The 24,052-nt window shown below is 60.5% G+C and carries 19 protein-coding genes; 14 read left to right on the forward strand and 5 right to left on the reverse strand.

Annotated features, from left to right (window positions below):
* Positions 1-25 precede the first annotated feature (25 nt).
* The 4 genes from KBY08_RS00710 to KBY08_RS00725 all read right to left on the reverse strand — a co-directional run bounded on the left by KBY08_RS00710 (position 26) and on the right by KBY08_RS00725 (position 3,112).
* Entirely contained in the window at positions 26-1,234 is a 1,209-nt protein-coding gene (locus KBY08_RS00710; protein ID WP_032657457.1) for an HlyD family efflux transporter periplasmic adaptor subunit, read from the reverse strand.
* A gap of 72 nt (positions 1,235-1,306) precedes the next feature.
* On the reverse strand, positions 1,307-1,795 hold the full coding sequence (locus KBY08_RS00715; RefSeq protein WP_003404499.1) for a MarR family winged helix-turn-helix transcriptional regulator: 489 nt from the start codon (positions 1,793-1,795) through the stop codon (positions 1,307-1,309).
* A 150-nt stretch (positions 1,796-1,945) separates the two neighbouring features.
* Entirely contained in the window at positions 1,946-2,557 is a 612-nt protein-coding gene (locus KBY08_RS00720; protein ID WP_225651071.1) for a tRNA-(ms[2]io[6]A)-hydroxylase, read from the reverse strand.
* An 84-nt stretch (positions 2,558-2,641) separates the two neighbouring features.
* A complete protein-coding gene (locus KBY08_RS00725) occupies positions 2,642-3,112 on the reverse strand; it encodes a DUF1289 domain-containing protein (RefSeq protein ID WP_024639103.1) in 471 nt (156 codons plus the stop codon).
* A 403-nt stretch (positions 3,113-3,515) separates the two neighbouring features.
* Between KBY08_RS00725 and acnB the strand changes: the two genes are divergently transcribed.
* The 6 genes from acnB (at position 3,516) to KBY08_RS00755 (ending at position 9,851) form a co-directional block, all read left to right on the forward strand.
* Complete coding sequence (gene acnB / locus KBY08_RS00730) at positions 3,516-6,116, forward strand: bifunctional aconitate hydratase 2/2-methylisocitrate dehydratase (protein ID WP_003409708.1); 2,601 nt, start codon at positions 3,516-3,518, stop codon at positions 6,114-6,116.
* A 278-nt stretch (positions 6,117-6,394) separates the two neighbouring features.
* Positions 6,395-6,967 (forward strand): manganese efflux pump MntP, encoded by a 573-nt coding sequence (mntP, locus tag KBY08_RS00735; protein WP_003409706.1) that lies wholly within the window; start codon positions 6,395-6,397, stop codon positions 6,965-6,967.
* A 303-nt stretch (positions 6,968-7,270) separates the two neighbouring features.
* Entirely contained in the window at positions 7,271-8,434 is a 1,164-nt protein-coding gene (locus tag KBY08_RS00740) for a polymorphic toxin type 44 domain-containing protein (protein WP_024640806.1), read from the forward strand.
* Positions 8,415-8,825, forward strand: a complete 411-nt coding sequence (locus KBY08_RS00745) for a hypothetical protein (protein WP_024640807.1) — start codon at positions 8,415-8,417, stop codon at positions 8,823-8,825. Before KBY08_RS00740 ends, KBY08_RS00745 begins: the two co-directional genes overlap by 20 nt.
* A gap of 34 nt (positions 8,826-8,859) precedes the next feature.
* Positions 8,860-9,282: a hypothetical protein gene (locus KBY08_RS00750; RefSeq protein WP_024640808.1), complete on the forward strand. Its 423-nt coding sequence runs from the start codon at positions 8,860-8,862 to the stop codon at positions 9,280-9,282.
* Positions 9,283-9,467: 185 nt separating this feature from the next.
* Complete coding sequence (locus KBY08_RS00755) at positions 9,468-9,851, forward strand: hypothetical protein (RefSeq protein WP_024640809.1); 384 nt, start codon at positions 9,468-9,470, stop codon at positions 9,849-9,851.
* A gap of 777 nt (positions 9,852-10,628) precedes the next feature.
* On the opposite strand, the gene KBY08_RS00760 is transcribed toward KBY08_RS00755, so the two are convergent.
* On the reverse strand, positions 10,629-15,485 hold the full coding sequence (locus KBY08_RS00760; RefSeq protein WP_032657454.1) for an NAD-glutamate dehydrogenase: 4,857 nt from the start codon (positions 15,483-15,485) through the stop codon (positions 10,629-10,631).
* Positions 15,486-15,852: 367 nt separating this feature from the next.
* Between KBY08_RS00760 and KBY08_RS00765 the strand changes: the two genes are divergently transcribed.
* The 8 genes from KBY08_RS00765 to KBY08_RS00800 all read left to right on the forward strand — a co-directional run bounded on the left by KBY08_RS00765 (position 15,853) and on the right by KBY08_RS00800 (position 24,036).
* The gene (locus tag KBY08_RS00765; protein WP_003406543.1) at positions 15,853-16,212 is read left to right on the forward strand and encodes a hypothetical protein; all 360 of its coding nucleotides are present in this window, start codon (positions 15,853-15,855) and stop codon (positions 16,210-16,212) included.
* Positions 16,213-16,259: 47 nt separating this feature from the next.
* Positions 16,260-17,006 (forward strand): amidohydrolase family protein, encoded by a 747-nt coding sequence (locus KBY08_RS00770; protein WP_024661032.1) that lies wholly within the window; start codon positions 16,260-16,262, stop codon positions 17,004-17,006.
* A gap of 209 nt (positions 17,007-17,215) precedes the next feature.
* Complete coding sequence (locus KBY08_RS00775; RefSeq protein ID WP_003342804.1) at positions 17,216-18,175, forward strand: AAA family ATPase; 960 nt, start codon at positions 17,216-17,218, stop codon at positions 18,173-18,175.
* Positions 18,176-18,179: 4 nt separating this feature from the next.
* Positions 18,180-19,124, forward strand: coding sequence for a DUF58 domain-containing protein (locus KBY08_RS00780; RefSeq protein ID WP_003318876.1), 945 nt, complete (start codon positions 18,180-18,182; stop codon positions 19,122-19,124).
* Complete coding sequence (locus KBY08_RS00785) at positions 19,121-19,615, forward strand: DUF4381 domain-containing protein (protein WP_003406538.1); 495 nt, start codon at positions 19,121-19,123, stop codon at positions 19,613-19,615. The genes KBY08_RS00780 and KBY08_RS00785 overlap by 4 nt, the downstream gene beginning before the upstream one ends.
* Complete coding sequence (locus tag KBY08_RS00790; RefSeq protein WP_011267199.1) at positions 19,608-20,666, forward strand: vWA domain-containing protein; 1,059 nt, start codon at positions 19,608-19,610, stop codon at positions 20,664-20,666. The genes KBY08_RS00785 and KBY08_RS00790 overlap by 8 nt, the downstream gene beginning before the upstream one ends.
* Positions 20,663-22,381: a VWA domain-containing protein gene (locus KBY08_RS00795; RefSeq protein ID WP_011267198.1), complete on the forward strand. Its 1,719-nt coding sequence runs from the start codon at positions 20,663-20,665 to the stop codon at positions 22,379-22,381. Before KBY08_RS00790 ends, KBY08_RS00795 begins: the two co-directional genes overlap by 4 nt.
* Complete coding sequence (locus tag KBY08_RS00800) at positions 22,378-24,036, forward strand: BatD family protein (protein WP_024650794.1); 1,659 nt, start codon at positions 22,378-22,380, stop codon at positions 24,034-24,036. The genes KBY08_RS00795 and KBY08_RS00800 overlap by 4 nt, the downstream gene beginning before the upstream one ends.
* Positions 24,037-24,052: the final 16 nt, after the last annotated feature.

Genomic DNA, 24,052 nt, shown 5'->3' on the forward strand with positions numbered 1-24,052 from the left:
AGGCCGGGGCTCACGGATTAGCGGTTCAGCGCTGAACGGCAGTCTTGCCACCGGGCGCACTGTTCTCATGAATCAGGCGGGCGATCAGCGCGTCGGCGTCAGCCAGCTGCTCGGTGTACACCTGAGTGCTGAAAGCGGCCTGCTTGCGCGGCTGTTGCGCCAGGACCGGACCGCTCTGGTCATGCAGGTTGACTTCAACCGTGGTCGACAGGCCGATACGCAATGGGTACTTCGCCAGTTCTTCAGGGTTGATATGCACCCGCACCGGCACGCGCTGGACGATCTTGATCCAGTTGCCGGTGGCGTTCTGCGCAGGCAGCAACGCAAAGGCACTGCCGGTACCGGCCCCCAGGCTGTCGATGGTGCCGCTGTACTTCACATCGCTGCCATACAGGTCGGAGCTGATCTCCACCGGCTGACCGATGCGCATCTTGCCCAACTGGGTCTCCTTGAAGTTGGCATCGATCCACAACTGATCCAGCGGGATGACCGCCATGGTAGCGGTGCCCGGCTGAATGCGTTGCCCCAGTTGCACGGTGCGCTTGGCCACGTAGCCGGTGACCGGTGCCACGAGTGTTGAACGTGCGTTGGTCAGGTAGGCCTGACGCAACTGCGCAGCCGCTGCCTTGACGTCCGGGTGCGAGGACACCACGGTGTCATCGACCAGCGCCACGCTGGTGCTCAATTGCTGCTGAATATTGTTCAGGGCGCTCTGCGCGCTGGTCAGGCTGTCCCTGGCGTGCGACAGCTCTTCCTGGGAAATCGCCCCGCCGGCTGCGAGGCTGCGACGGCGGTTATAGTTGTCCTGAGCGGTCTGCACGGCAGCACGCTGCGCGGCCAGTTGCGCCCTCATGCCATCGACATTGCTATAGAGGCCACGTACCTGGCGCACGACCTTGCCCAGATTGGCCTCGGCGCTTTGCAGCGAGACTTCGGCATCGCTCGGGTCGAACTTGAGCAGAACCTGCCCTTCGTGCACCAGATCACCATCGTCCGCACCAATACTGATGACGGTTCCGGTGACCAGCGGGGTGATTTCGACCACGTTGCCATTCACATAGGCGTCGTCGGTCTCTTCGCTCCATTGGCCGTAGATCTCGTACCAGGCCCAGATGCCCAGTGCGAGGATCACCACGACAATGGCAAGCCCGATCAGCATGAACGTGCGCTTGCCGGACTTCGGCTCCTGTTCAGGAGCCGGGGCAGATGTGTTTTCAGCGGCAGCAGTGGCCATGGCAGTTACCTTTAATCAGCGAAGCGACGGAACGACGGCGATCAGGCTCACGCCTGCCAACACGTCGGCCGCTCAGCGTTTAGCTTTGGGGTTGAAGCTCAAACGAGTCAGAGTGATGTGGTCATCAGCAGCCACCAGCACTTTGGTGAGAATTCTTTTCAGGCTCTCGACCTCTTCACTGTCGAGCGCCGCGAACGTGTCGTTCATCGCGTCCGCGCCAATCTGCGGCAGCAGATCGGAGAGCGCCTGCCCCTGCTCGGTCAGCGCCAGACGCACCTGACGGCGATCGGTCGCGGAGCGCTGGCGCACCACCAGCCCCTTCTGTTCCAGGCGATCGAGCATGCGGGTCATCGAACCACTGTCCAGCGACAGGTGCCGACACAATTCCACGGGGGTATCGGTAGAAAACTGGGCAATGATGATCAGCACCTTGAACTGCGCGAACGTTACGTCATAGGGCAGCAGGTACTTGTCGAGCATGCGGTCTTTGAGCGCATTGGTACGACCGACCAGCAGCCCGATGAGGCTGGATTCGAAATTGTCGGGGCTGAAATGTTTCATGGATTGACCCAGATAGCTGCCTAGGCAGTGATTGCAAAATATTACTGCCTAGGCAGCCGTTGTCAAAGCATTTATTAGCTTGCTTACTAAATCCCCATAAAAAAACGACCGCTGGCAAGGCGGTCGTTTTTGAAGGGAACGCGAGAGCAATCAGGCGGCGACAGGTACGCCACTGTGAAAGCGGAACTCTTCGTCAGGGCTTTCGATCAGCTCACGCTCGGCCAGACGGACCTCCTCGATCTTGGCATCGACATCAGCCTTGTCGCCGTAGCTGTAAGCCAGCTTGAGGTAGTCCTGAAAGTGCCGCGCTTCGGACTTCAGCAGGCCGCCATAGAACTTGGCCAGCTCTTCGTCCAGATGCGGCACCAGCACGGCGAAGCGTTCGCAGGAACGCGCCTCGACGATGGCACCGACGATCAGCGCATCGGTCAGCCGGTACGGGTTGTGATTGCGCACCAGCTTGCGCAGCGCTCCGGCATAACGGGCCGAGCTGATATTGGCCATGGGGATCTGGCGCTTTCTGATGATGCTGATGACTTGCTCGAAATGGCGCAGTTCTTCCCGGGCCAGACGTGACATCTTGCTCAACAGGTCGAACTTGTCGTTGTACTGAAACATGAACTGGAACGCGGCCCCGGCGGCCTTCTTCTCGTTGTTCGCATGATCGATCAGCAGGATGTCCAGATTGCGCAGCGCGGCCTGGACCCAGCTGTCGGGGGTGCGGCAAAGCAGGAAGGCTTCGATTTCAGGGATCGGGTACATAGGCTCACAGGATGACGGAGAGGCACGGCCGGGCATTATACGAGGAGCCACGATGCCCCGCGACACAAAAGCATGCCGGGTTTGTCAGGCGCCGAAGGCGTCGCGCAAAAAGCCTGGCGCGATGTAACGCTGATAGTGCGCCTCGGACAGCAGGAAAAACTCGCGGTCGATCGCATCGCGCAGTTCCGGCAGCGTCCAGTCGCGGAACTCCGGCAACAGCACAAAACCATAGGCCTCGACCTGGCTGATGACCCGGGCACCACGGGCGATCAACTGGTAAGCCCAGCAATATTCGGACTGGTGCGGCACAAAGCGGATCTTGCGCTGGGTGAGCTGCGCACGCAGCCTGTCGGCATCGAAGACTTCGAGCTTGGCAGTCATCACCTGGACCAGCAGTTGCTCCAGACGCAGCCAGACGGCTCTTTTTTCGTCTTCGTTATAGCCGTTCCAGTGGATGACCTCGTGGTGGAACCGCTTGCAGCCACGGCACACCAGATCCCCGTAAACAGTGGAGCAGAGGCCGACGCAGGGAGTTTTGATAATGTAATCGGGCATGTCAGGCAGAACTGCGGAAGGCGAAACAGGGACTCATGTTAGCCCTTTGTCTAAGCAAGTTCACCCCCGAAGATGTAGGGGCTAACTTACCTTTGGCAAAGTTTTGGCGTAGAATCAGCGAGCCTTTTAAGGCGCCAATGTCCGTTGGAAGCTGTTTTCAAAGCGTCACGAGCACAGTCAAGTTAATCCCGCAGTGCGGCGTCGACAGGCCATTCCCTCATCACGAATGGCCGTGTCGACCGCCACACCCCCCCGCCCTGCAGGCGTAAAACTTTGAAAACAGCTTCTGTTAGGAATCACCGATACCCTGCCAACAAGGCTCAATAAGCCTTGCGTGGGTACGGGCGATTTCTGGATGAGCGTCCCGGACACCCATTTGGGACCACTGATGAGGGTTAATACTGTGCTTGAAGCCTACCGTAAACATATCGAAGAGCGTGCCGCCCAGGGCATCGTGCCCCAGCCGCTTAACGCCGAACAAACTGCAGGCCTGGTCGAGCTGCTGAAGAATCCCCCGGCTGGCGAAGAAGCTTTCCTTGTCGATCTGATCACCAATCGCGTTCCGCCAGGCGTTGACGAAGCTGCCTACGTCAAGGCCGGTTTCCTGTCTGCCCTGGCCAAGGGCGAAGCCACTTCTCCCCTGATCGACAAAAAACGCGCTACCGAACTGCTCGGCACCATGCAAGGTGGCTACAACATCGTCACCCTGGTTGAACTGCTCGACGACGCCACCCTCGCGCCAGTCGCTGCCGAACAACTCAAGCACACCCTGCTGATGTTCGACGCCTTCCACGACGTGGCCGAAAAAGCCAAGAACGGCAATGCCCACGCCAAGGCTGTGCTGCAGTCCTGGGCTGACGGCGAGTGGTTCAAGAAGCGCCCGACGCTGGCCGACAAGATCAGCCTGCGCGTCTTCAAGGTCACCGGCGAAACCAACACCGACGACCTGTCCCCTGCCCCTGATGCCTGGTCGCGTCCGGACATCCCGCTGCACGCCCTGGCCATGCTGAAAATGGCCCGTGACGGCATCGTCCCTGACGTTCAGGGCGCCATCGGCCCGATGAAGCAGATCGAAGAAATGCGCGGTCAGGGCTTCCCGATTGCCTACGTCGGTGACGTGGTCGGTACCGGTTCCTCGCGTAAATCGGCAACCAACTCGGTACTCTGGTTCTTCGGCGACGACGTCCCTTACGTCCCGAACAAGCGTGCCGGCGGTTTCTGCTTCGGCAGCAAAATTGCTCCGATCTTCTACAACACCATGGAAGATGCCGGCGCTCTGCCAATCGAATTCGATGTCTCGAACATCAACATGGGTGACGTGATCGACGTCTACCCCTACGCCGGCAAGGTCTGCAAGCACGACAGCGACGAAGTCATCACCACCTTCGAAATGAAGACCCCGGTGCTGCTCGACGAAGTCCGCGCTGGCGGCCGTATTCCGCTGATCATCGGTCGTGGCCTGACCAGCAAGGCGCGCGCCGAACTGGGCCTGCCGGAGTTCGACCTGTTCAAGACCCCTGACCAGCCAGCCGAAAGCACCAAGGGTTACACCCTGGCGCAGAAGATGGTCGGCAAGGCATGCGGCGTAGCGGGCGTTCGTCCGGGCACCTACTGCGAACCGAAGATGACCACCGTCGGCTCCCAGGACACCACTGGCCCGATGACCCGCGACGAACTGAAAGACCTGGCGTGCCTGGGCTTCTCGACCGATCTGGTCATGCAGTCGTTCTGCCACACCGCGGCCTATCCGAAGCCGATCGACGTCAAGACGCACCACACGCTGCCTGACTTCATCATGACCCGCGGTGGCGTTTCCCTGCGTCCGGGCGACGGCATCATCCACAGCTGGCTGAACCGCATGCTGCTGCCGGACACCGTCGGCACCGGTGGCGACTCGCACACCCGCTTCCCGATCGGTATCTCCTTCCCGGCCGGTTCCGGCCTGGTGGCGTTCGCTGCTGCAACGGGCGTCATGCCGCTGGACATGCCTGAATCGATCCTGGTTCGCTTCAAGGGCAAGATGCAACCTGGCATCACCCTGCGCGACCTGGTTCACGCCATTCCTTACTACGCGATTCAGGCTGGCCTGCTGACCGTAGAGAAGAAAGGCAAGAAGAACGCATTCTCCGGTCGCATCCTGGAGATCGAAGGCCTCGACAACCTGAGCATCGAACAGGCTTTCGAGCTGTCCGACGCCTCTGCCGAGCGTTCGGCTGCCGGTTGCACCATCAAGCTGGCCAAAGAGCCAATCATCGAATACCTGAATTCGAACATCACCCTGCTGCGCTGGATGATCGAACAGGGTTACGGTGATCCTCGCACCCTGGAGCGTCGTGCTCAGGCGATGGAAGCCTGGGTTGCCAACCCGGAGCTGCTGGAAGCCGACAAGGACGCCGAGTACGCCGAAATCATCGAAATCGATCTGGCCGACGTCAAGGAGCCTGTGCTCTGCGCGCCGAACGACCCGGACGATGCCCGCCTGCTGTCTTCGGTACAGGGCGAGAAGATCGACGAAGTGTTCATCGGTTCCTGCATGACCAACATCGGCCACTTCCGCGCTGCGGGCAAGTTGCTGGATCAGGTCAAGGGCCAGCTGCCAACGCGTCTGTGGCTGTCGCCACCGACCAAGATGGATGCTCACCAACTGACCGAAGAAGGCTACTACGGCATCTATGGCAAGGCTGGCGCACGCATGGAAATGCCGGGCTGCTCGCTGTGCATGGGTAACCAGGCACGCGTTGAACCGAACGCGACCGTGGTGTCGACCTCGACCCGTAACTTCCCGAACCGTCTGGGTGACGGCGCGAACGTCTACCTGGCCTCGGCCGAGCTGGCGTCCGTTGCCTCGATTCTGGGTCGTCTGCCGACGGTCGAAGAGTACATGGGCTACGCCAACCAGATCGACACCATGGCAGCGGACGTGTACCGCTACCTGAGCTTCGATCAAATCGCCGAGTTCCGTGAAGCCGCAGCGAACGCCAACATCCCGGCCGTTCAAGTGTAAGCACGAAAGCAGGCATCAGAAGAACCCCATCCTCGTGATGGGGTTTTTTTGCTTTCGAGCATGCCCGTACATATATTTTTCACATTCACATGGCTATAGTGGCGGCCCTTGTTGGGGAGTAGCCTGCTCGTGACTCCGGTCACAGAGCGTTCGTATCAACATTCTCGGCAGCATGCCGTGGTGCGAACACCTTCTGGTTGGCGAGACCAACGATGCATCCATGCCTAAAGTCGGGCGTGTGGTTGCGTCGTTGACTCATAGCCCGACTGGATATAACCGTGAACCCGATTTCCCTCCTCTTTCTCGCGCTTGCCATGTCCACGGACGCCTTTGCTGCGGCCCTTGGTAAAGGAGCAAGCCTGCATAAACCGCGCTTTCTCGAAGCGTTGCGCACGGGCCTCATATTCGGCGCCATCGAAACCATCACGCCGGTCATCGGCTGGGGCATTGGCCAGGTGGCTGCGCGCTTCGCCGAGAGCTGGGATCACTGGATCGCCTTCACCCTGTTGCTGGTGCTAGGCCTGCACATGATCTACAACGGCATCAAGCACGACGATGACGAAGAGCAGGAAAAGCCGGGGCAGCATTCTTTCTGGATTCTCGCCGTCACCGCATTCGCCACCAGTATCGATGCACTGGCGGTCGGCGTAGGCCTGGCGTTTGTCGACGTCAATATCGTGGTTGCCGCCCTGGCCATCGGCCTGGCGACCACGGTCATGGTCACCATCGGCGTGATGCTGGGCCGGGTGCTGGGCACCATGGTCGGCAAACGCGCTGAAATCATTGGCGGTATCGTGTTGATCGTGGTGGGTGCGACGATTCTTTATGAGCACCTGTCTGCGGCGGCCTGATTGACGGCCCGAGACCTATAAACGCAGAATCGAGTAGGGGGCGGGTTCACACCCGCCGTCCTCTCACACCACCTTCCCCCCCACGGCCAGCCAGACTCTTTCAGGCACTAAGATTTGCTACCACTACGACGATGTCACCCACCACAGCCAGAAATATAGATGAGATCCCGATCAGATTCTCAGGGCACCACGCGAAAATTAAGACTTCTCCTACAGACCGCCTTTCACGTCTCCGATAGCCTCCCATCCGTCAATTAAACGCTGATTATTGTCAACGGATCAAAGACACAAGGACGGCCTGCAATGATTTCTTCAGCTCGATTGGGCGACAAGCACGCCTGCCCATTGCCGGGTCACGGTACAACGCCGATCGCTTCTGCATCCGGTGACGTCAACATCAACGGCATGGGCGCGGCACGCGTGGGTGATACCTGTGGGTGCGGGGCGGTCATCACTTCAGGTTTCCCATCTATTCAGGTGAATGGCCGTCCTATGGCCCACTTGGGAAGCCCAACCAGTCACGGCGGGACAATCATCACGGGCTCCAGTAATGTCGGTGGCGGCTTCGTCATGGGTGACCCTGGTGGCGCGACCATTATTAACTTCATGGCGCTGGGGGCCTTCCGGCCAGACGGTTCCGTGGACGACGAGAAGATGGCGACCTTGTTGGCTGACCCGAAGCTCACGGAGAAAGCCTTGGCGGCAAACGCTTTGGTAAATCCAAATGCGGCCCGTGAGAAACCTGAAGAGGAAGCTGTACCAAATGATGGACCTGAAGGCTGTACGCATCCGAACATGATGGAGAAGCTGGCGACCTACATCGCAGACGAGATGAACAACAATATCCACCACTCCTCCGTCTTGAAGATGAATGAGCTGCTCAGCTATGACGTTGCGGAAGAGACTCGTAAAAAAATGGACCTGCCTTGGTACGCCCAAATAGGGAACACCAGCCCTCAAGCTATCGGCGCTTCAAACATGGCGGCAGCCATGATCCTTTGGACTGAGCGAGTAGGCCAGGGTCGTGATTGGGACCACAAACCAAAGATCCACGCGAAGTTTGGCAGGTATCGCCATAGGCAAGGCAAGTACGACTACTACTACGATATTTGGTCCAACATTCATTACGGCTATGTGGGCATGGCCGGAGGACTCAGTGAGAGCGTCCTTTTAGACGGCGCGGGTGTCGAGCAGATTGTTTCAGATCAATTACGACGGTGGGGAGAGCAGATATTCGAAGCCAAAGAAGATCAGAGACTCAAAGGACCTCATGCCACTGAGGGCGTGGAAGGGATGCGCGCATGGGATGACGTCCCGGATCGGATTTCTATTAGCATTGGCGTTAAACTCTTCTATGAGAATCCAAACGGAGGCGTCACGGCAAGAATGATCATGGACAAAGTACTCGCGGTCACACCGTCAGAATGGGGAGATGGCGCCAGTGTCCATGTCTGTGAAAAATATTAAGGCCCGGTATCTTATTGGGGCATTCATAATTCTTCCAGCGCTGTTCTGGTACGTGGCGACCCCTATCGTTCGTGTCCATTATTCTAAAGAAGCTACAGACGAGCTTCGTGTGATCTGGAACACCCAGCACAACACTCATAAAGAAGGAATGCTTCCGGGTCAAGGCACATACGATATCGGGCATATCTTCCCCAATGAGAAGTTTTTTATGAACTTTGATTGGTGGAATGAAAAGAGTCTGCGGAGGTGTATAGCAATTACGCCAAAATGGGGCAGCGTGATAGACATCTACCTCGATGACAGAGGCCGCATCGAAACTGCTAAAACTGGCCCTGACGTTATTGCTCGCTTGAAGAGATGTGAGGGTGACGCTGATCCTTTCCGGCCTTAAGGTGCCCAACCAGCCGCTCAAGAATAGGTAGCACATGTTATTGAGCACAAATGCAAAGAAAATTAAGGCCCGTTACTTGTTCCTTTTCCTATTGATAGCTCCGCTGGTGGCTTGGTACCTTGCTGCTCCAGGCGTAATTGTCCACTACCCTAAAGAAGCCACGGACGAACTGCGCTTAATTTGGAACACTCACGACCAGATTACACGGCAGCGAATGCTACCGGGGGAAGCGACATCGGAGTTTGGTCATGTATTCCCTGATGAGAACTTCTTCATGGTGTTCTTTTGGTGGACCGACAGAGGTTTACGAAAATGCATGGACATCACACCTAAGCGCTGGGCAACGATAGACATCTACCTTGATAGGGCTGGTAGGGTCGATATCGAAAAAACATCCCCTAAGGTTATTGCCCGGTTGAAGCAATGCGTGGGTGAATCTGCCCCCTTTCGGTCCTAAAGCGCCCTGCCAGCAACACAAAAAAGACAATCAGCACGGCCACCATGCAGACCGAGACGACTTACTTACGGAAACATTACGCACGACGGCAACAAGTGAGTTTCTTGCAATAACGCGAGGAGAATGGGGGGAAAGGCACCAGTGAAAAAAAGGCGAATAACGCTAAGTTCAGATATGGCCGATGGGTGCTTGGCGCCTTATTAGTCTGCCCAATTGCATTTTGGTACTTGGCATCTCCAGTCGTAGCTGTCAATTTTTCACATGAAGGAAAGGAAGAATTTCGGTACATCTGGAACACGCAGCATCGAATCTATAAGGGTGACATGCCCAAAGGGGGCGGTTCAGCCGTTGAGTTCAGCTACATATTCCCTGACAAGGACTTTTTCATGATGTTCGATTGGTGGACCGACAAGGGTTTTCAGAGGTGCATCGACATCACGCCTGAATGGGGAAGTACGATAGACATCTATCTTGATGATATCGGCAGGATCGACACAGCCAAAACAGCGCCTGACGTCATTGCTCGTCTGAAACAGTGTGTGGGGCGACCAGCCCCCTTCCGACCTTAACCGGCACTCCAGAACCGCAAGTGTCAAACGTTATGGTCCCCGAGGCGTGCCCATAGCCCCGAATTCACTGGGTTAGCCTGCGTCTTCCACAAGTATCCGGACACCGATTCCACGGCCATCCGGACGCTTTCAGGCAGGCAGCAACGCAGGATTATTCATTACCATCGACCTCTTTTATAGCCGGCAGCCACCAAGTAGCACGCAGACCACATCCTAAAGGAAGCGTCACGGCCAAGATGATCATGGACGAAGTGCTTACAGTACCGCCCCAGACATGGGGTGAAGGCCTACTGGCGGCATAACCTGTTCAGCCCTTGATGACGGGGTTATTCGTCACTTAATAGGCTTCAGCTGACTCCTGCACGCTCATCCCGTCGCCTCTCGACGCTCGGTAGCACAATGGCAAGCGTGCAGATCTCCCAAGGTAATTCGCGCGACCTTTCTGCTTGTGCCTGTCGGAGTCACAGCGTCCGTGCAAGTATCGGGCTTTGACGATTGTGGCCGCCTTACCCCGCTGTGCCGCCCCATCCGCCTCCTGTTCATCAGGCCAGCATTTTGCCTCGGGCTTCCTTCAGATTCGCAGTCACCCGCGACACCCTTGCCTCCGACTAACACTTCCCCTTGCCGGGTGTGTAGAGAACTTGCACCTTAAAGTCACCAGCGTGGTCACCACAGCCAAGCTGGTTGCGCTTAGGCGCAACGCGCCATGCTTGGCGCACCACAAAAAAACCGCATCTCTCGATGCGGTTTTTTATGGATCAACCTGTTACAAGCGGATCAGACCGTGATGCCCTGCCCGCTCATAGCCAGGTCCAGCAGTTCGCGGTTGGCAACGGCGTACATGGCGTAATCCGTGCCGCTTGCCGCACGCAGCTCGACCAGCATGGCACGCCAGCGCTCGACCATCAGTGTGTGCTGCTCCAGCCACAGAGCCAGACGCGCATCGATTTCCGAAGGACCGTCGGCCATCTGCAGAACCGACACGGTGATTGCCCGCTGTTGCCAGTCGACATCGTCACGGAACGCTTCACGCGCAAGCGCCTGCCAGTTGTTTTCCACCGGCAGACTGCTGATCTGCTGCAAGTACCAGGTAATGTCCAGTGCGCTGCCGACGGCGAAGTACGCCTTGGCCACGTCCGCAGCGTTCTGCCCGGTCACGTCGGAGGCTTCGATGATCGGCAACAGCGTATACAGGTGCGTCGTACCGGCGACCATGCGCGCCAGCAGTTCCGGCACACCGGCTTCGACATAGGCCTGATAACGGGTCTGCCAGATCTCGCGGGTCGGGCCTTCCAGCAGTTCGTCAAGCTTGAGACCCAGTGCAGCGAGGTGCGGACCGAAGTGCGCTACGTCACGGCCGGCGTCCAGCTCGTTGCGACGGCTGCGCAGGAACCAGCGTGTGGCACGACGCCCCAGGCGCATCAGCTCATCCATCAACGCCAGCTGGATTTCGGCCGAAACCTTGTAGTCCAGCGCCTCGATCTGACGGAACCAGTGCGGCAGGTGGAAGATGTCACGCACGATCACGTAGGCACCGGCCACCGCAGCAGCGCTCATGCCGGTCGACTCCTTGAGCCGCTGCACGAAGGTAATGCCCATGTGGTTGACCAGATCGTTGGCGATCTGCGTGCTGACGATCTCGCGTTTCAGGCGATGGCCGCGCATGGCCGTGGAAAACTTGGCGCCCAGCGAAGGCGGGAACGCGGTTTCCATGTCTCGCGCCAGATAATCGTCATCCGGCACACGGGATTCCAGCAACGCTTCCTTGAGGTCTATCTTGCTGTACGAGATCAACACCGACAGCTCGGCACGACTCAAGCCCTGCTTGGCCGCAATCCGCTCGGCAATCTGCTCTTCAGCAGGCAGGAACTCAATGGCACGATCAAGCTTGCCACGTGCCTCCAGGTCACTCATCAGGCGCTTGTATTCGGCAATCCGCTCGTAAGCACGACGGGCTGCCAGCGACAACGCCTGGGTCTGTTTGTAGTTGTTGCCCAGCACCAGGTGGCCGACCTCGTCGGTCATACTTTCGAGCAGCTGATTGCGCTGCTTCTCGGTCATGTCACCGGCCTGCACCACTTCGTTGAGCAGGATCTTGATGTTCACTTCGTGGTCGGAACAGTCCACACCGCCCGCGTTGTCGATGAAGTCGGTGTTGGTCGCGCCGCCATTGAGGCCGAACTCGACACGGCCCAGTTGGGTCATGCCCAGGTTGCCGCCCTCACCCACTACCTTGCAGCGCAGCTCGTTGCCGTCGACGCGCAGCGCATCGTTGGCCTTGTCGCCCACATCGGCGTGCGACTCTTCGCTGGACTTCACGTAGGTGCCGATACCGCCGTTCCACAACAGATCGACCGGTGCCTTGAGCAGCGCATGCAGCAGTTCGGTCGGGGTCAGCTTGTCGGCCTTGATGTCGAAGCGCGCCTTCATCTGTTCGGTGATGGCGATACTCTTCAGGCTGCGCGGGAAGATCCCGCCGCCGGCGGACATTATGCTGGTGTCGTAGTCGGTCCAGGACGAGCGCGGCAGATTGAACAGGCGCTGACGCTCTGCAAAGCTGCTGGCCGGGTCCGGATTCGGATCGATAAAGATGTGCAGGTGGTTGAACGCTGCGACCAGCTGCAGCTTGTCAGACATCAACAGGCCGTTGCCGAACACGTCACCGGCCATGTCGCCGATACCGATCACGCTGATGCTGTCCTGCTGCACATTGATGTCGCGTTCACGGAAGTGACGCTGCACGCCCACCCATGCGCCCTTGGCGGTGATGCCCATCTTCTTGTGATCGTAACCGGCAGAACCACCGGAAGCGAAGGCGTCACCCAGCCAGAAACCGTAGTCGATGGCAATGCCGTTGGCGATGTCGGAGAACGTCGCCGTGCCCTTGTCGGCTGCCACCACCAGATACGGGTCATCGTCGTCATGACGCACAACGTTGACCGGCGGCACCAGCGCGCCTTCCTTGAGGTTGTCGGTGATGTCCAGCAGCCCGGAGATGAAGATGCGGTAGCAGGCGATTGCCTCGGCCTGCACTTCGTCGCGGTTGCCGGTGGTCGGCAGGCGACGCGGCACGAAGCCGCCCTTGGCACCTACCGGCACAATCACCGAGTTCTTCACCTGCTGGGCTTTTACCAGGCCCAGCACTTCGGTACGGAAGTCTTCCTCGCGGTCCGACCAGCGCAGGCCGCCACGCGCCACGTTGCCGAAGCGCAGATGCACACCTTCGACACGCGGCGAATAGACGAAGATTTCAAACTTGGGCACCGGCTTGGGCAGTTCGGGAATCAGGCGCGGGTTGAACTTGAAACTGAAGTAGCTCTTGCTCTGCCCGTTGGCATCGGACTGATAGAAGTTGGTCCGCAGCGTGGCTTTGATCAGGTCCAGATAGCGACGCAGGATGCGGTCTTCGTTGAGCACCTGCACGTCATCCAGCGCAGTCAGAATCGCCTGCTCCAGACGCAATTGCTTGTCGTCGAGATCGTCGGAACCGAGCTTGCGCGCCAGATAGAACCGGGTCTTGAACAGACGCGTCAGCTCGCGGGCAATGTCAGTGTGGTTGTTCAGTGTGGTGGCGATGTAGCCCAGATCGAAGCCCAGACGAATCTGCTTCAGATAACGCGCATAAGCCCGCAGCAGCGCCACGTCGCGCCACGGCAGGCCGGCGGTGAGTACCAGACGGTTGAACGCATCGTTTTCGGCATCACCGCGCACGATGTGTACGAACGCGTCCTGCAGGGTGTCGTTGAGCTGCTGGATATCGAGGCTCAGGCCTTCGCCGTAGGTGAAGGCGAAATCGTGAATCCAGAACTCGCGACCATTGGCATGGTGCAAGCGGTACGGGAACTCGCCCAGCACGCGCAGGCCGAGGTTTTCCAGAATCGGCAACACGTCGGACAGGGCCAGCGGTGTATCGGCGTGATACAGCTTGCAATGCAATTGCTGGCGGCCACCGGCCAGTGGCTGGTAGAAGCTCATCACCAGCGGATTGGCTTCGCTGAGGCTCAGCACGTGCTGCATGTCGACGACTGCAGAATGCGCCGCAAAGCGCTCGCGGTAACCGGCCGGGAAACCTTTCGGGAAGTCGGCCAGCACGTTGGTGCCGTGCGCTTCACCGAAGCTTTCGACGACCAGACTGGCGTAGTCGTCCTTCCACGAACGGCACGCCTGAATGACTTCGTTTTCCAGCTGGGCGACGTCGATGTCCAGATTGATCTTCGGGTCCACGCGCAGAATCAGCTGCACCCGCGCCAGCACCGATTCGGAGAAGAACGTCCAGAACTCGCAATCGCTGGCCTTGAGGCGGTCCATCAGGACCTGCTGAATCTTCTGGCGTACTTCGGTGGAATATACGTCGCGTGGCACATAGGCCAGGCAGTAGCAGAACCGGCCGTACGGGTCCTTGCGCAGGAACACGCGAATCTTGTTGCGCTCCTGAATCTGCACGATGGACATGACCGTGGTGAACAATTCGTCCACCGGCGTCTGGAACAGGTCGTCACGTGGCAGCACTTCGACCACCTGCGCCAGCTCCTTGCCCAGGTGCGCCTTGGCGTCGAAGCCGGAGCGACGCTCGACCTCGGCGACCTTGCGACGGATGTACGGAATCTGCCGCACGCTCTCGCCATACACCGACGAGGTGTACAGGCCCATGAAGCGACATTCCTTGATGACCTTGCCCGACGCGTCGATCTGCCGGATCGAAACGTAATCCGGATAAGCCGGGCGGTGCACGCGGCTTGGATGCGCCGCCTTGGCAAACGAAAGCAGCACCGGTTCCTGCAGGTATTTCACCGCGTAGTCTTCGATGTGCAGTTCTTCGCGGGTAAGGCCGGGGCGCAGCAGTCGGGTCAGCCCCAGGAAAGACGACTCGTCGTAGACCAGCTGGCCGCCTTCGGCGTCGTTGCGCACTTCGAACTCTTCGTAGCCGAGGAAGGTGAAGTGGTTGTCTACCAGCCATTGCAGGAAGACCTTGATCTCGGCCTTTTCCTCGACATCGGTGTTCGACTCGTTGGCATCGATACTGGCCAGCAGTTCGTGCAGACGCGCTTTCATCGGCCCGAAATCTTCGACGACGGCGCGTACTTCGCCAAGCACCTGCTCCAGCTCGCGCGCCAGCACGTTCAACTCGCTGACATTGGCGCAGCGGTCGATCTCCAGGTACATCAGCGATTCCTGCAGCACGTCTTCGCCGGTGGTGCCTTTGGGCAGCAGCTCGAGCAATTCGCCAGCAGCGCCGCGACGCACGCTCAGCACGGTGGTCTGCAGGGTGTGGATGCTGTAGCCGCGGCGGTTCAGCTCGGTACGTACGGAGTCGACCAGAAACGGCAGGTCATGATGCAGCACTTCAACGGCAGTATGAGTCGATTGCCAGCCGTGGCGCTCGTAATCGGGGTTGTAGACACGGACCTGCGGGTGAGCATGTTCGAAACGCTCCAGCAGGCGCCACGCGGACAAGGTGCAGCCTGCCAGGTCGGAAAGCCGCCGCTGGGTGAGTTCGTCGAGAGAAATGATGCCGAAGAATTGCTCGGCAAACAGCGCCACTTGTGGCAGTGCCTGTTCGCTGATGTGCTGAGCCAGTGCCGCTTGCAGTTGATGCTGGAAGTCGGCCTTGCTGGCTGCGGTGAAGAACGCCATCTGTGGTACTCCGCTTTGGCTTTTATTGGGGAGGCTTGAAGAAGGTGTTGAAACCGGTGTGCCCTTGCAGTCAATCGCGTGGGCATCACCTGATCGAGTGTAAAGCTAAAGTAGTAACGCGCGCTGTGTCAGGGTAGTCACATTTGTATATCGCGGTGAAAAAACGCTACGCGCACCCGACACCGTACACCACTCGTCTGTCATGCAGCTTAACGAGAGCTGAGCGCACACTGCTTACGAGGCTGCGACATATTCGGTCATCAGGTCGCGATACACTGCGTACGATGGTGCCAATATCGCCCGACATAATTTGCCCGGGACTGGCAAAATCCCCTCACGCCTTACCTGGACAGACCCGGAGCCCCCCATGCAAATCAAGACCGCCAGCCTCATCGCCAACCCGTGCGACGACGAATACGACGATATGGCACTGCTCTGCTGCCACGCAGAAAACGGCATGCTGTTTTCCCTGACCCGTTTCCCGGACGAGAACGAAGTGGAAATCACCGTCAGCGACGACAAGTCACTGAACGTGTCCAGCCTGAAGGTCACCTTCAGTGCCGAGCGCCTGCTGGTGGAAATCGAACCGCAGGACGCCAAGCAGCTCGATGGCCACCATCAGTACGAAATTCTCCATGCCACCGACGCAGGCGAGTTGCAGGACGTTCACCAGACGTTACAGATCATTCTCGAAAACGTCGGTGAGTACACCAGCACAATCAGCTGATGGGCAAAAAGCGCTAAAGTGAGCACTTCGCCAAACAGGAGTGTGTCATGAACCGCATTTTCGACGCCCACTGCCACATCATCGATCCTGGTTTCCCGCTGATCGCCAATAACGGTTATCTGCCGGAGCCGTTCGCTGTCAGTGACTACCTTGCGACGGTCCAGCCGCTGGGCGTTCAGGGCGGCGCGGTGGTATCGGGCTCCTTTCAGGGTTTTGATCAGGGCTATCTGCTTCAGGCGCTGCGTCTGCTGGGACCGGGCTTCGTCGGTGTCACGCAACTGCCCGCCAGCGTCACCGATGCGGAACTGGACACCCTGAATGCCGCAGGCGTGCGCGCCTTGCGCTTCAACCTCAAGCGCGGCGGCTCGGAGCAGCTCGACCAGCTGGAGGCACTGGCCGTGCGTGTCCATGAGCACGCAGGCTGGCACTCCGAGCTGTACATCGACTCGCGGGAACTGGCGCCCATCGAAACACGCCTGCGCAAACTCCCGGCCATCAGTATCGATCATCTGGGGCTGAGTGCCGAAGGGCTGCCCGTGGTCCTGCGCCTTGCCGAGCACGGCGTACGAGTCAAGGCCTGTGGTTTCGGGCGTGTGGACTTTCCGGTGCGCGAGGCCCTCAGGGATATCCACGCCGCCAACCCGAATGCCCTGATGTTCGGCACCGACCTCCCGTCGACCCGCGCACCCCGCCCCTTCCGGCCCGACGATATCGACCTGTTGATCGACGCACTGGGCGAAAGCGGCGCTCGTCAGGCGCTGTGGGATAACGCGGCGAGCTTCTATCGACTCTGACGCCGCGGCTCCGGGAGCCCGAGCCAGTCGTCCTACATGGACACCCATGGATCATGTAGGACAATACCTGCATAAATGACAGGCACTTCTCTAAATGCAATAAAAAACGCGGGAGTCGTTAGTCGATACCTGCCTGGATGGATTAAAGTATCGCCCCCAGCTCAGCAGTCATCAGACACCGCTGTTCGCCCTGCCAGGAACCGTCACCGATGGAACATCGTGAAGCGCTGATTGCGCTGCGAACTTTTCTTTCAACGCAGATCCTTGGCCAGGAAAAGCTGATCGAACGCCTGCTCATCGCCCTGCTTGCCGACGGCCACATGCTGGTCGAAGGCGCTCCCGGCCTGGCCAAGACCAAGGCCATCAAGGAGCTGGCAGAAGGCATCGAAGCCCAGTTCCACCGCATTCAATTCACCCCCGACCTGCTGCCTGCCGACATCACCGGTACGGAAATCTATCGCCCGGAAACCGGCAGCTTCGTGTTCCAGCAAGGGCCGATCTTCCACAACCTGGTGCTGGCCGACGAAATCAACCGTGCGCCGGCCAAGGTCCAGTCGGCGCTGCTCGAGGCCATGGCCGAACGGCAGGTCAGTGTCGGGCGCAGCACCTACGACCTGTCGCCGCTGTTTCTGGTCATGGCGACCCAGAACCCTATCGAGCAGGAAGGCACCTACCCGCTGCCCGAAGCCCAGCTCGACCGTTTTCTGATGCACGTCAAGATCGGCTTCCCGGATGCCGCCGTCGAACGCAAGATCCTTCAACAGGCGCGTGGCGAAGCCTTGAATGGCGAAACCAAGCCGGAGCGCCGCGTCAGCCAGCAGGCGATCTTCGCCGCACGCAAGGAAATCCTTGGCCTGTACATGGCCGATGCGGTCGAGGAATACCTGGTGCAACTGGTCATGGCCACCCGCACCCCGGCCAAGTTCGACCCGGAACTGGCCGAATGGATTGCCTACGGTGCCAGCCCGCGGGGTTCCATCTCGCTGGACCGCTGCGCCCGTGCGCATGCCTGGCTGGCCGGACGTGACTTCGTCAGCCCTGAAGACATTCAGGCGGTGCTGTTCGATGTCTTGCGCCACCGGGTCATCCTGTCGTTCGAGGCCGAAGCTGCGGGTATCGATCAGGATCGCGTGATTCAGCGCATCCTCGACGTCGTGGCCGTCGCCTGAGCCCATGCAACCCTACCTGATCCCCCAGCCGGGCATCCGCGTCAGCCTCAGCGAGCTGATCGAGATGCGTCATCGGGTGCGGGAAGTGCAGCTGTTTTCCACCCCGAGCCAGCGCAGCCCGCTGATCGGCCTGCACCATTCCAAGCTGCGCGGGCGTGGCGTGGATTTCGATCAGGTGCGGGTCTATCAGGCCGGTGACGACGTGCGCAGCATCGACTGGCGCGTGACGGCACGTACGCAGGAGCCGCACACCAAGCTGTTTCATGAGGAACGCGAACGGCCCATTTTTATCCTGGTGGAACAGAGCCGACGGCTGTTCTTCGGCTCCGGCCTGATGTTCAAGTCGGTACTCGCCGCTCAAGCGGCGGCGCTGATCGGCTGGGCGGCGCTGGAACACAATGACCGGGTCGGCGGGTTAGTGTTCGGCGATAACGAACACTACGAGATCAAGCCCCGGCGCAGCAAACAAAGCCTGCTGCAACTGCTCAACCGGCTGGTGCGGGTCAATCAGTCGTTGCATACCGAGATTCCGCCAGACCGCGATGCGTTCGGCACTGCGCTGCGTCGTGCCCGGGAAGTGCTGCGCCCCGGCAGTCTGGTCATCGTCCTGTGCGACGAGCGCGCCCTGTCCGATGCCGCCGAACAACAACTGAGCCTGCTGTCTCGCCACAGCGACCTGCTGTTGCTGCCGCTGTCCGACCCACTGGACCGCGCCCTGCCCGCTGCCGGTCTGCTGCGCTTTGCCGAGCGCGGCGCGCAACTGGAGATCGATACGCTCAACCCCGAGCTGCGCCGCGCCTATCGGCAACAGGGCGAGGAGCGCACGGCGCGTTGGGAGTTGCTGGCGCAGAAGCTGCGGGTATTGCTCATGCCATTGAGCACTCAGGCGGAGCTCGTCGAACAACTGCGCGAATACCTCAATGCGCGTCGTCCGGTGAAGCGCAAATGAATCCCCTCGATCAGCTGGAGCCACTGATTGCGCCCGAAGCCGTCGGCTTCTGGCCGCTTGCGCCGGGCTGGTGGCTGCTGCTGTTGCTGATCCCCGTGGCGGGCTGGGGCCTGTGGCGCTTGCGCAAACTGCTGCCGGCCAAGGCCCGCAAGGTGCGTAGCGAACAGCCGTTGGACCCGGTTCGCCTCGCCGCGCTGGCAGAACTGGCGAGCCTGCCGAAACCCTACGACGGCGCGCCGGCCGGTGCCTGGCTGCAGCAGATCAACGGCCTGCTCAAGCGCCTGTGCCGTAACCACTACCCGCACAGCCAGAGCCATACCCTCAACGGCCGTAAATGGCTGGCGTTCCTCGACAACCGCTGCCCGGCTGCCGGTCTGACGCGCTGGATGATCCTGGTCGAAGGCGCTTACAAGCCCGAGTGCAAACTGGACGACAAGGCCATCACCGGCTTGACTCAGGCGGTCGATACCTGGATCCGCAAACATGTTTGAGTTCGCCTGGCCGTGGGCTTTCGTGCTGCTGCCATTGCCGTGGCTGATGCGCGCCCTGCTGCCCATGGCCGACAGCGGCGAGCCGGCGCTCAAGGTCAGCTTTCTCAGTGAACTCGAAGGCCTGAGCGGTCGCCGCGCCAAAGCCAATCTGCCGGTCTGGAGACAGCGTGCGCCGTTTCTGTTGATCTGGCTGTTGCTGCTGATCACCACAGCGCGACCGCAGTGGCTGGGCGAGCCACTGCCGGTCGCCGCCAGTGGCCGCGACCTGCTGGTGGCGGTCGACGTGTCCGGGTCGATGGACTACCCGGACATGCAATGGAAAAGCGATGAAGTCAGCCGACTGGTGCTGGTGCAACAACTGCTCGGTGACTTTCTCGAGGGCCGCAAGGGCGACAGGGTCGGCCTGATCCTGTTCGGCACCCAGGCGTTTGTCCAGGCGCCACTCACCTATGACCGCCGCACCGTGCGGGTCTGGCTCGACGAGGCGAGGATAGGCATTGCCGGCAAGAACACTGCGCTGGGCGATGCGATCGGCCTGGCCCTGAAACGTCTGCGTATGCGTCCGGCCACCAGTCGTGCGCTGGTGCTGGTCACCGACGGCGCCAACAACGCCGGTCAGATCGATCCGGTCACCGCTGCACGACTGGCTGCCGAAGAAGGCGTAAAAATCTACGCCATCGGCATCGGCTCGGACCCGGACAAAGACGCGCTGCAAAGCGTGCTGGGCCTCAACCCCAGCCTTGATCTGGACGAACCGACGCTCAAGGAAATCGCCAGCCTCAGCGGTGGCCAGTACTTCCGCGCGCGCGATGGCGACCAGCTGGAAAAGATCCGCGCCACCCTCGATGCCTTGGAGCCGGTTGCACAGCAGCCCACCCAGGCGCGCCCGGCGCAAGCGCTTTATCAATGGCCACTGGCGACAGCCCTGTTGTTGAGTGTGCTGCTGGTGCTGCGCGAGTTATGGCCGAACAACGCACTGCAACGCCTGCTGGCGGTGGTGCGTTCCATCAACTGGCGCGAGCGCTGCAAAAGCCTGTGGAGGTCGCGATGATCAGCGGACTCTGGCCGCACTGGTTTCGCCCGGAATGGCTGCTGATCACGCCCTTGCTGGCGCTGCTGATCTGGCGACTCTGGCACCGGCAGAAACGCGCCGGACGCTGGCAAATGCTGCTGCCCACTCACTTTCATGAGGTGTTGCTCAACGGCGGGCGCGGCAGCAACAGCAAACTGCCATGGATCGCGCTGGGGCTCGCCTGGTTGCTGGCCCTTTTCGCCTTGCTGGGCCCCAGTTGGCAGCGCGTCGAACAGATCAGCCAGAAACCGGTCGATCCGTTGGTGGTGATTCTCGAGCTCACCCCGCAGATGCTCGCCACCGACACGCCGCCTACCCGCCTGGAACAGGCCAGACGCAAGCTGCTGGACCTGTTGCAAAAACGCAGCGATGCACAGACCGCCATCGTCGTCTACGCAGGCAGCGCACACACCCTGGTGCCGCTGTCCGATGATCTGGTCACCAGCCACAACCTGCTGGAAGCCATCAGACCGTCGATCATGCCGGTGACCGGCCAGCGCGCCGATCTGGCCGTGCAGAAAGCGCTGCACCTGCTCAAACAGGGCGCATTGGGTCAGGGGCGGATTCTGCTGATCACCTCGTCGCTGAGCGAACAGGAACGTCAGGGCATCCGCGCCGCGTTGCGCGGGCAATCGCCGCCGCTGTTGATTCTCGGGGTCGGCACAGCGGAAGGCGCACCGGTCACGCAGGAAAACGGCAGCCTGCTCAAGGATGATCAAGGTGCGATTCTGGTGCCGCGTCTGGACAGTACCAGCCTCAACGACTTCGCCGATCAGGTGGGTGGCAGCTATCGTCAGGCACGCGGCGATGAAGAAGACTTGCGCAGCCTCGGTCTGCTGGCCAGCCCCCGACACATGACCCGCGACGGTCAGGTCGTGCAGCTCGACACTTGGGCTGACCAGGGCCACTGGTTGCTGCTGCCGCTGTTGCTGATCGCGGCACTGGCCGGCCGGCGCGGCTGGCTGTTCTGCCTGCCGCTGCTGTTCATGTTTCCGCAGAACAGCCAGGCGTTCGAGTTTCAGGACCTGTGGCTGCGTCCCGACCAACAGGGCCAGCGCCTGCTGGAACAGCATCGGCCGGCCGAGGCCGCGCAGCGCTTCGAAGACTCGCGCTGGAAAGGCGTGGCGTTGTACCAGGCGCAAGACTACGCCAGCGCCGCCCGGCAGTTTGCCGAAGGCAATAGCGCCGCCGACCACTACAATCGTGGCAATGCCCTGGCCCGCAGCGGTGAGCTGGCAGCGGCACTGGATGCCTACGAGCAGGCCCTGGACCGACAACCCGACTTCCCTGCGGCGCAAACCAATCGGGCACTGGTGCAAGGCCTGCTGGATCAGGCCGATGAGCAGAAGCCTGCCCAGGATGAACAGAACAAGGCCGATCAGGGCGAAGAAGGTCAACAGGCGTCGCAAGACCCCAACAGCAGCGCATCACCCGCCGAGCAGAACCCGTCCCGATCGGATCAACCCGGCACCAGCGAAAGCCTGCCGCCAGACACCAGTGGTAAGGCCACCTCGGGCGAGTCGACCGACGACGAACAGACCACCCGCCCGCCGCTACAGTCCGCCGACAGCCCCATGACCGGCGAGCGGCGTCAGGAACTGGAGCAGTGGCTGAGGCAGATTCCGGATGATCCGGGCGAACTGTTGCGGCGCAAATTTCGCTACGAACAGCAACATCAGGAAAAGACCCGATGAGTCGCGTGTACACCTTATTGATCAGCCTGCTGCTGAGCCTGGTCACCTTGTCGCTGCAGGCTGCGCAACTGACCGCCAGCGTTGACCGCACGCGCCTCAACGCCGGGGAAACCGTCGAACTGACGCTGGAAACAGACGATGTGACGCAGTTCGGCAAACCGGACATGAGCGCGCTGGAAAGCAGTTTCGAGGTGCGTGACACGCGTCAGCTCAACAGCCTGAAAACCCTGGATGGCAGCAGCCAGGCCACGACGCGCTGGATCGTCACTCTGCTGCCCCGCGAGACCGGAAGCGTGTTGATTCCGTCGCTGCAACTGGGCGAACTGAAAAGCCAGCCGCTGACCCTGCAGGTCCTGCAGAGCGAACCCCAGGAGCCAGGCAACCATCTGGCATCGATCTTCATCGAAGCGAGCCTGGATCAGGACAGCGTGTATGTTCAGGCCCAGGCCGTGCTGACCCTGCGCGTCTACCACTCGGTGTCACTGTTCGACGACAGCAGCCTGAGCCCTCTGCAAGTGCCGGACGCACGGGTCGAAAAACTGGGTGATTCGCGCACCTACGAAAAGCTGATCAACGGTGTGCGCCATGGGGTGATCGAGACACGCTACGCGATCTACCCGCAGCAGAGCGGCGTACTGAAGATACCGGCGCAAGTGTTCAGTGCCACGCTGGTGCAGACGCCTGCCGAGGGTTCGCAAGCCCAGGACGCCAATCCGTTCGGCCCGCAGCCGGGCCGGTCGGTGCGGGTCAAATCCGCCGAAGTGCCGTTGACCGTCAAGCCCAAGCCTGCCGACTACCCGGCCGATGTCGCCTGGCTGCCGGCACGCAGTATCAATCTGGAAGAAAACTGGAGCCCGGAGCCCGGTACTACGCAGGTCGGCGATTCGCTGACCCGCACCCTGACGCTCAAGGCCGAAGGGCTGGCCGGCGCGCAACTGCCGCCCCTGCCGCCCACGGAAGTACCCGGCCTGCGGCGTTACCCGGATCAGCCACAACTGCGCAACCTGCCCAGCGAACGCGGCCTGATCGGCACGCGCGAAGAACGCGAGGCCCTGGTGCCCGCCCGCGCCGGCGCAATCGACCTTCCTGCGGTTGAAGTGACCTGGTGGAACACCCGCGAAGATCATCTGGAGCACAGCAGCCTGCCCGCGCGCACCCTGCAGATCAGCAGCAACCCCGGTCTGGCGGTGGACACACCGGTGAACAACGACATGAGCGGTGTGACCGTGATCGGCCCGCCAGTCTGGCCGTGGCAGATGAGCACATTGCTGCTGGCCTGCACCACCCTGCTCGGTTTCGGCCTGTGGTGGCGCGCCCGTGGACAGCCGGCAATCGCCCGGGCCGTGCAGACCGGGCCCAGCCCGCGTACCGTACTCGATGACCTCAAACGCGCCTGCCTGGCCAACGACCCGCAGGGCACCCGTCAGGCGCTCGACGCCTGGGCACGTCAGCAGCCGGAAACCCTGGCCGAAATGGCCGCGCGTTTCGTGCCGCTGTCCGATGCTCTGGACGGTCTCAACGGTGCGCTGTACAGCGAAACCGGCAAGCTGTGGCTGGGCGAGGACCTCTGGCGCGCGGTGCGCAAACTGCCCGCCGCCGAACATATTCAGGACCCGGCAGGTGATGCCGGGTTGCCGCCGCTGTATCCCAAATAAGGATGCAGCTCAGGCA

Origin of the sequence: Pseudomonas sp. P135 (assembly GCF_020312125.1) — a bacterium.
In the GTDB taxonomy this organism is placed as follows: domain Bacteria; phylum Pseudomonadota; class Gammaproteobacteria; order Pseudomonadales; family Pseudomonadaceae; genus Aquipseudomonas; species Aquipseudomonas fragariae.